We start from the raw sequence: 8,310 nt of genomic DNA, 5'->3' as shown, positions 1-8,310 counted from the left end.
CCCTGACCCCGTCGATCATGGACGTGTGGTGGGGAGTTCATCCGGTATCGCCCCTTGTGTGGGGCACCACAACTCCATGATCGACGGGGTCAGGGTGGGGTCAGGCGGCCGCAACTGGGCAGCGGATGCAACGTGATCCGGGCCGGCAGCCGGCGGGGCCACTCGCCCCGTGGCCAGGAGCCGTCCACGATGACGTGCACCGGGTCGCCCTCCTCGCCGCTGAGCCGGAGCAGGAAGTCCCGGGGGAGCGGCGGGTCGACCGACGGAGTGGTGATCATGAAACGTACCCGGCCCCGGGCGGAGACCGCCGAGATCACGTCCGCTGCCGGCATGGTGCCGCGCAACCGGATCCGGCCGATCCAGTAGATCTCGGCGCCGTGCTCCTGGGCGGCCCGGCTGATCGCCGGGTAGTCGACGCGTACCCAACGCTCCACCGCGTCGACGCAGAGCCCGCAGGCCCGTTCCCGGGGCTCGCGCGGCCCGACCCCCCAGGCCCGCAGGTACGCCCCCAGGTCGGTGGCGTCCAGCGGCCGGTCGAACCGGCGCTGCACCAGGGCGGCGAGGCTCTGCCGCGTCCACAGTTCGTCGGTCAGGCCGAAGGTGTCCGGGTAGGTGCCCCGGAGCACGTCGATCAGCTCTAGTTCCTCTTCGCGGCTGAGTGTTCCCGGCTCGCCCGGCCGCTGTCCGCGACGGGCGGCTGCCACCGCTCCGTCACCGCCGATGGTGTGGCGTCGGCACCAACTGGTGACCGAACGCCGCGCGTCTCTCAGTGCAACCCCCACGTCTGGGGCAACGAGCACGAATCCCTACTGGTCACGATATGTAGGGAGAAAAGTCTCTAAAGCACGTAGGCGGGATTAACTCCCAAAAGGTACTAAACGGAATTTGTGTCCGGGTCGAGCGGATCGGCCGTGACCGCCGGAGGCAGGGCGAGGGCTACCCAGGGGCCACCAAGACGGGCGGGGTGACCGCTGCCGCGATCACCCCGCCCGTCGTCGTCCGCCTCCGCTACGGCCTCAGCCGCGTAGCCGCTTCAGGGCCGCCTGGAGGTTGGTCAGGTCGGTGCGCTGGGTGTTCTTCATCGTCTGGGCGGTGCGTACCACGTCCGGCTCGGCACTGGCCGCGAGCACCCCGTCGATCATGTGGATGCCGCCGAGATGGTGTCTGATCATCATCTCCAGGAAGAGGATGTCCAGCTCACGCCCCTGCGTGGCGCGCAACTTCGCCATCTCCTCGGGCGAGGCCATCCCGGGCATCAGGCCGTTGCGCACCAGACCGTCACCGTCCGGCATCCAGGCCATCGGTGGCTGCGAGCCGGTCGGGTCCAGCCCCCAGGAGCGCAGCCAGGTCTGCATGGTGCCCATCTCACCCTGCTGACCGGTGGCGATGTCCACCCCGATCTGGCGTACCTCCGGGTCGGTGGCGCGCTGGAACGCGATCAGGCCCATCCCCACCGCCTGGGCGTGGTGGGTCGACATGTCCCGGGCGAAACCGGCCTCCACCGAGGCGTCACCCGGCCGGGTCAGCCGGGGCGTCAACAGACCCCCGGCGTACCCCAGCAGCAGACCGACCACGACGGCGAGAGCGAGGACGAGGACGCCGAACCGTCGCCGGCCCCCGGCCCCCCGGCCGTCGCCGTCGACGGTCGGGGTGTCCGTGGTCCGTTCGGTCTCCGCCGTCGCGGGTGCAGTCATCGGTCAGTCCCTCTTACTGCTGGGCCGGCATCTGCTCGCCGAGGTTCCGCGGCGTGGTACCGGTCGCGGTGATGCCCTGCTCGCAGTTGGCGTTCGGGCCCTCGATCGAGGCGTTGACCCGCAGGGTCCGGATGAACTCGTCGATCCGGCTGTCGTCGGCGTTGTCGACCTTGAGCTGGAAGCCCCACGCCTGGAGCGAGATCGCCTTGTCCAGCCCCTCGAACGGGCTGAGCATCATCTTCTCCTTGCCCTGGACCTTCTCGGTCAGCTTGGCGACCTGGTCGGCGGGCAGGCCCGGACGGTAGGTGATCCAGACGGTGCCGTGCTCCAGGCTGTGCACCGCGTGCTCGTTGGCGATCGGGGCGTCGTAGACGTCACCCATGCAGTTCTGCCAGGCGGCGTTGTGCGGCCCGGCAACCGGCGGCTTCACCGGGTAGTTGATCGAGCCGGAGACGTGGTTGCCGCCCTCGACCATCTTCGGCTCGGTCTTGCGGTAGTTGACGATGCCGTCGATGCCGCTGGCCCGCTCCTCCCACGGCTTCGACCCCTGGAACGCGGCCCAGGCGCCGTACCCGATGATGCCGGCGGCCAGCACACCGACCGCGACGAAGAGCGCGATCGGGCCCCAGGCCCGGCCCTGGCTCACCTTCACCGGTGCCAGCGGCTTACGGGGGCCCTTGCCGCCACCGGCGGCCGGGCGGGCAGCGCCCGCCGGGCGACCGGAGCCGGCCTTGCCCGTGCCGGGCTTGCCGCCGGCCGCGGGCCGGTCGGCTGCCGGCTTCTTGCCGGTGCTGACCACGGACGGACGGCGCTGGTCGCCACCCGGGGTGCTGATGCTCATCGTGCCTCGTCAGGTCGGTCGGTCAGGGAGTGGCGGGCCACGGTACGCAGCAGGGTCGCCGCCGGGTGACCGAGTCTACCCCCGCTAGCATGTTTCGGTGACTCCCGCGAAACTGGCCGACCTCGTCCTCTCCGCAGCCCACGCCGTCTTCACCGCCCGTGGGCTGGACCACTCCGCGCTGCCGGAGACGACCGCCGTCGAGCGACCCCGTAACCCGGAGCACGGCGACTACGCCTCCACCCTGGCCCTCCAGCTCAGCAAACGGGTCGGGCTGCCGCCGCGGGAGCTGGCCGGAGCACTGGCGGACGAGCTGGTCAGGACGCCCGGGATCAAGTCGGTGGAGATCGCCGGGCCGGGCTTCCTCAACATCCGGCTCGACGCCGCCGCCGCCGGGCAGCTCGCCCGCGCCATCGTGCTGGCCGGCGCCGGCTACGGCCGCTCCGACCGGCTCGCCGGCCAGCGGCTCAACCTGGAGTTCGTGTCGGCGAACCCGACCGGTCCGGTGCACATCGGCGGGGTCCGGTGGGCGGCGGTCGGCGACGCACTGAGCCGGTTGCTCCGGGCCACCGGCGCCGACGTCGGTACCGAGTACTACTTCAACGACGCCGGTTCGCAGATCGACCGGTTCGCCCGCTCGCTGCTCGCCTCGGCAAAGGGGGAGCCGGCGCCGGAGGACGGCTACGGCGGGGCGTACATCGCCGAGATCGCCACCGAGGTCGCCACCCGCCGGCCCGAGGTACGCCAGCTCGACGACGCGGCGGCCCAGGAGATCTTCCGGGTCGAGGGCGTCGCGCTGATGTTCGACGAGATCCGCTCCTCGCTGGCCCAGTTCGGCGTGGAGTTCGACACCTACTTCAACGAGAAGGACCTGCACGACCGGGGTGAGCTGGAGTTGGCCCTGGCCCGGCTGCGCGAGCAGGGCCGGATCTACGACTCCGAGGGCGCGGTCTGGCTGCGGACCACCGACTTCGGCGACGACAAGGACCGGGTGCTGCGCAAGTCCAACGGCGAGTGGACCTACTTCGCCGCCGACTGCGCGTACTACCTGGACAAGCGGGAGCGCGGCTTCGACCGGGTCGTGATCATGCTGGGTGCCGACCACCACGGCTACATCGGCCGGATGAAGGCGATGGCCGCCTGCTTCGGCGACGACCCGGCGGTCAACCTGGAGATCCTCATCGGGCAGCTGGTGAACCTGGTCCGGGACGGGCAGCCGGTGCGGATGAGCAAGCGCGCCGGCACCGTGGTCACCCTGGAGGACCTGGTCGACGCGATCGGCGTGGACGCCGCCCGGTACGCGCTGGCCCGGTACTCCAGCGACTCGCCGATCGACATCGACGTGGAGCTGTGGACCCGGTCGACCCGGGACAACCCGGTCTACTACGTGCAGTACGTCGCGGCGCGGACCGCCAGCGTGGCCCGCAACGCCGCCGACGTCGGGCTGGACCGGGGCGACGCGGACGCGTTCCGTCCCGAGCTGCTCGCCCACGAGAAGGAGAACGACCTGCTCAAGGCGCTGGGCGAGTTCCCGGCCGTGGTGGCCTCCGCCGCCGAGCTGCGCGAGCCGCACCGGGTCGCCCGCTACCTGGAGGAGCTGGCCGGGGCGTACCACCGGTTCTACGACAACTGCCGGGTCCTGCCGCACGGCGACGAGGAGGTCACCGACCTGCACCGGGCCCGGCTCTGGCTCAACGACGCCACCCGTACGGTGATCGCCAACGGGCTGCACCTGCTCGGCGTCTCCGCCCCGGAAAGGATGTAGTTCCCGATGCGCGCACACGAGGCCGGTGCCCTGCACGGCGACATCGGCAGCCGGGGGCCGGCCTGGCTGCGTACCCCGGTCGACGTCAACGCCCTGGTCCCGCAGCTCTGGCCCCGGACGGTGGCCCGGGGTGCCGACGGTGCGCTCACCGTCGGCGGGCTGGACGTCCGGACGTTGGCCGCCGAGTTCGGTACCCCGGTGTACGTCCTCGACGAGGAGGACCTGCGGTCCCGCTGCCGGGACTTCCGGTCCGCGTTCAGCGGGGACGACGTGTACTACGCGGGCAAGGCGTTCCTCTGCCGGGCGGTGGTCCGGATGATCAACGAGGAGGGCCTGCACCTCGACGTCTGCACCGGCGGTGAGCTGGCGGTGGCGTTGTCCGCCGGGATGCCGCCGGAGCGGATCGGCTTCCACGGCAACAACAAGTCGGTGACCGAGCTGGCCCGGGCGCTGGACGCCGGGGTGGGGCGGATCATCGTCGACTCGGTCGACGAGATCGAGCGGCTGACCGCGCTCGCCCGCGACCGGGAGGTACGCCCGAAGGTGCTGGTGCGGGTGACCGTCGGGGTGGAGGCGCACACCCACGAGTTCATCGCCACCGCGCACGAGGACCAGAAGTTCGGCTTCTCGCTGGCCGGCGGGTCGGCGCTGGCCGCCGCGCTGCGGATCGTCGACGAGGACGTACTGGAGCTGCGCGGGCTGCACTCGCACATCGGTTCGCAGATCTTCGACGCCAGCGGCTTCGAGGTCTCCGCGCGCCGGGTGCTGGGTCTCCAGGCGCAGATCCGCGACGCCCGCAGCGTCGAGCTGCCCGAACTGGACCTCGGCGGTGGCTTCGGGATCGCGTACACCACCCAGGACGACCCGTCGACGCCGCAGGAACTGGCCAAGCGGCTGCACCGGATCGTCGAGGACGAGTGCGCCGCCCTGGCGCTGCGGGTACCGCACCTGTCGATCGAGCCCGGCCGGGCCATCGCCGGCCCGGCGGTGTTCACGCTCTACCAGGTCGGCACGGTCAAGGACGTGGACGGCCTGCGGACGTACGTCAGCGTCGACGGTGGGATGAGCGACAACATCCGGACCGCCCTCTACGACGCGTCCTACTCGGCGACGGTCGCCTCCCGGACCTCCACCACCCCGCCCATTCTTGCCCGGGTGGTGGGAAAGCATTGCGAATCGGGGGACATCGTCGTGAAGGATGAATTCCTGCCCGCCGACGTGCAGCCCGGAGATCTTCTCGCCGTACCCGGTACGGGGGCGTACTGCCGGAGCATGGCCAGCAACTACAACCATGTACCCCGGCCCGGCGTCATCGCCGTCCGCGACGGTGTGGCCCGGGTGATCGTCCGGCGGGAGACCGAAGACGACCTGCTGGCATTGGACGTGGGATGACAACACCTGTGCGGTTGGCGCTGTTGGGTTGCGGGACGGTCGGTCAGGAGGTGGTCCGGCTCCTGCACGAGCAGGCCACCGACCTCGCCGCCCGGATCGGCGCCCCGGTGGAGCTGGCCGGCATCGCCGTCCGCCGGCTCGGCCGGGACCGGGGTGACCTCCCGGTCGACCCGGCGCTGTTCACCACCGACGCGCTCGGCCTGGTCAAACGGGACGACGTCGACGTGGTCGTCGAGGTGGTCGGCGGTATCGAGCCGGCCCGGACCTGGCTGGTCGAGGCGCTGCGGGCCGGCAAGAGCGTGGTGACCGCCAACAAGGCCCTGCTCGCCGAGGACGGCGCCGCGTTGCACGACGCGGCGGCCGAGGGCGGTGCCGACCTCTACTACGAGGCGTCCGTGGCCGGGGCCATCCCGCTGCTGCGCCCGCTGCGCGAGTCGCTGCACGGCGACACCATCACCCGGGTCACCGGCATCGTCAACGGCACCACCAACTTCATCCTCTCCGCGATGGACGCCACCGGCGCCGGGTTCGCCGAGGCGCTGGAGGAGGCGACCGAGCTGGGGTACGCCGAGGCGGACCCGACCGCCGACGTGGAGGGCTTCGACGCCGCCGCGAAGGCGGCGATCCTCGCCTCGCTGGCGTTCCACACCCGGGTCGGGGCGGCCGACGTGTACCGCGAGGGCATCACCGAGGTCACCGCCGCCGACATGGCCAGCGCCAAGGGGATGGGCTGCACGATCAAGCTGCTCTGCATCGCCTCCCGGGGGCCGGACTCCACCGGTACCGAGTCGATCAGCGTGCGGGTGCACCCGGCGATGATCCCGCTCAGCCACCCGCTGGCCAGCGTCGGCGACGCCTTCAACGCGGTCTTCGTGGAGGCCGAGGCGGCCGGTCAGCTGATGTTCTACGGCCGGGGGGCCGGTGGCGCGCCGACCGCCAGCGCGGTGCTCGGGGACGTGGTCGCGGTCTCCCGCAACCGGCTGGCCCGGGTCCGGCAGGCCAGCGAGTCCGCGTACGCCGACCTGCCGATCCGGCCGATGGGGGAGGCGGTCACCCGGTACCACGTCAGCCTGGACGTGGCCGACCGGGCGGGCGTACTGGCCGCCGTCGCGGGGGTCTTCGCCCGGCACGACGTGTCGATCGCCACGGTCCGCCAGTCCGGCCGCAACGACGACGCGACCCTGGTCATCGTCACCCACATGGCCCCGGACGCGGCGCTGGCGGCGACCGTGGAGGAGCTGCGGCGGCTGGACATCGTCCGGTCCATCGCCAGTGTGCTGCGGGTCGAGGGCGGTTCCTGAGCACCGGTCACCGGCGGGGCGGGTGGTTCCCGAGCCCCGTCCGACCGGCGGGGCGGATGGTTCCCGAGCCCCGGTCCACCGCCCGGGGGCCCGGCCCCGACGGTGGATCTTTCCCGACAGGTGGTTAGTGCCGGGTGCGACGCAGGCCCGGCGGGAAGGCTGGGTCAGGCTGGTCGCGTCCCGCCGGGACGGGGCCTGAGCAGGCAGGGAGAGCGACATGTGGCGTGGGTTGATCGAGGCGTACCGGGACCGGCTGCCGGTCACCGAGGCGACCCCGGTGGTCACGCTGCACGAGGGGAACACCCCGCTCCTGCCGGCCCCGGTGCTCTCCGCCCGGCTCGGCTGTGACGTCTACCTGAAGGTGGAGGGGGCCAACCCGACCGGTTCCTTCAAGGACCGGGGCATGACGATGGCCGTGTCCAAGGCGGTCGAGGTCGGCAACAAGGCGATCATCTGCGCCTCCACCGGCAACACCAGCGCCTCCGCCGCGGCGTACGCGGCCCGCGCCGGGCTGACCTGCGCGGTGCTCGTCCCCCAGGGCAAGATCGCGCTGGGCAAGCTGGCCCAGGCCCTGGTGCACGGGGCCCGGCTGCTCCAGGTCAGCGGCAACTTCGACGACTGCCTGGCGCTCGCCGCGAAGCTCGCCCAGGACTTCCCGGTGGCGCTGGTCAACTCGGTCAACCCGGACCGGCTGCACGGCCAGAAGACCGCCGCGTTCGAGATCGTCGAGGCGCTCGGCGACGCGCCGGACATCCACTGCCTGCCGGTCGGCAACGCCGGCAACATCAGCGCCTACTGGATGGGCTACACCGAGGACCACGCCGCCGGCAACGCGACGCGGACCCCGAGGATGTACGGCTTCCAGGCGGCCGGGGCGGCGCCGATCGTGACCGGTCAGGTGGTCCGGGAGCCGTCCACCATCGCCACCGCCATCCGGATCGGCAACCCGGCGAGCTGGACCAAGGCGGTGGACGCCCGGGACGCCTCCGGCGGGCTGATCGCCTCGGTCACCGACCGGGAGATCCTGACCGCGTACCGCCTGCTCGCCCGCGAGGTGGGTGTCTTCGTCGAGCTGGGCAGCGCGGCCAGCGTCGCCGGTCTGCTCCAGCAGGGTGCCGCCGGTCGGGTACCGGCCGGGTCGACCGTGGTCTGCACGGTCACCGGGCACGGGCTGAAGGACCCGGAGTGGGCGATCTCCACCGCCCCGGCGCCGAGCACCATCGGCAACGACGTGCTGGCCGCCGCGCGGGCTCTCGACCTGGCCTGACACGCCGGGGGTACCGGCGCCGGGCGGGTCGGACCGCTGCGGCGGGCGGGAGC

The 8,310-nt window shown here is 72.0% G+C and carries 7 protein-coding genes; 4 read left to right on the top strand and 3 right to left on the bottom strand.

What is annotated here, in order from left to right; genetic code table 11:
* Window positions 1-89: 89 nt before the first annotated feature.
* The 3 genes from GSF22_RS26850 to GSF22_RS26840 all read right to left on the bottom strand — a co-directional run bounded on the left by GSF22_RS26850 (window position 90) and on the right by GSF22_RS26840 (window position 2,535).
* Window positions 90-782 (bottom strand): winged helix-turn-helix domain-containing protein, encoded by a 693-nt coding sequence (locus GSF22_RS26850; RefSeq protein WP_208816523.1) that lies wholly within the window; start codon window positions 780-782, stop codon window positions 90-92.
* Window positions 783-1,016: 234 nt separating this feature from the next.
* Window positions 1,017-1,694 (bottom strand): DUF305 domain-containing protein, encoded by a 678-nt coding sequence (locus GSF22_RS26845; RefSeq protein WP_208816521.1) that lies wholly within the window; start codon window positions 1,692-1,694, stop codon window positions 1,017-1,019.
* Window positions 1,695-1,707: 13 nt separating this feature from the next.
* The gene (locus tag GSF22_RS26840) at window positions 1,708-2,535 is read right to left on the bottom strand and encodes a DUF3105 domain-containing protein (RefSeq protein WP_208816520.1); all 828 of its coding nucleotides are present in this window, start codon (window positions 2,533-2,535) and stop codon (window positions 1,708-1,710) included.
* Window positions 2,536-2,632: 97 nt separating this feature from the next.
* On the opposite strand from GSF22_RS26840, the gene argS reads away from it, so the two are divergent.
* From argS to thrC, 4 genes are all read left to right on the top strand, one after another.
* Entirely contained in the window at window positions 2,633-4,297 is a 1,665-nt protein-coding gene (gene argS, locus GSF22_RS26835; protein ID WP_208816519.1) for an arginine--tRNA ligase, read from the top strand.
* Window positions 4,298-4,303: 6 nt separating this feature from the next.
* Window positions 4,304-5,689: a diaminopimelate decarboxylase gene (lysA, locus tag GSF22_RS26830; RefSeq protein ID WP_208816518.1), complete on the top strand. Its 1,386-nt coding sequence runs from the start codon at window positions 4,304-4,306 to the stop codon at window positions 5,687-5,689.
* Window positions 5,690-5,697: 8 nt separating this feature from the next.
* On the top strand, window positions 5,698-6,990 hold the full coding sequence (locus GSF22_RS26825; RefSeq protein ID WP_208816522.1) for a homoserine dehydrogenase: 1,293 nt from the start codon (window positions 5,698-5,700) through the stop codon (window positions 6,988-6,990).
* A 217-nt stretch (window positions 6,991-7,207) separates the two neighbouring features.
* The gene (thrC, locus tag GSF22_RS26820) at window positions 7,208-8,257 is read left to right on the top strand and encodes a threonine synthase (protein ID WP_208816517.1); all 1,050 of its coding nucleotides are present in this window, start codon (window positions 7,208-7,210) and stop codon (window positions 8,255-8,257) included.
* The last annotated feature ends 53 nt before the right edge of the window (window positions 8,258-8,310 follow it).

Origin of the sequence: Micromonospora echinofusca (assembly GCF_017614955.1) — a bacterium.
Taxonomy (GTDB): Bacteria; Actinomycetota; Actinomycetes; order Mycobacteriales; family Micromonosporaceae; genus Micromonospora; species Micromonospora echinofusca_A.
This window is presented reverse-complemented; position numbering and strand designations above follow the sequence as displayed.

Bases quoted from the DNA above. Each gene is read 5' to 3' on its own strand.
- GSF22_RS26845 (WP_208816521.1), bottom strand. From the start codon at position 1,694: ATGACTGCACCCGCGACGGCGGAGACCGAACGGACCACGGACACCCCG.
- GSF22_RS26840 (WP_208816520.1), bottom strand. From the start codon at position 2,535: ATGAGCATCAGCACCCCGGGTGGCGACCAGCGCCGTCCGTCCGTGGTC.
- lysA (WP_208816518.1), top strand. From the start codon at position 4,304: ATGCGCGCACACGAGGCCGGTGCCCTGCACGGCGACATCGGCAGCCGG.
- thrC (WP_208816517.1), top strand. From the start codon at position 7,208: ATGTGGCGTGGGTTGATCGAGGCGTACCGGGACCGGCTGCCGGTCACC.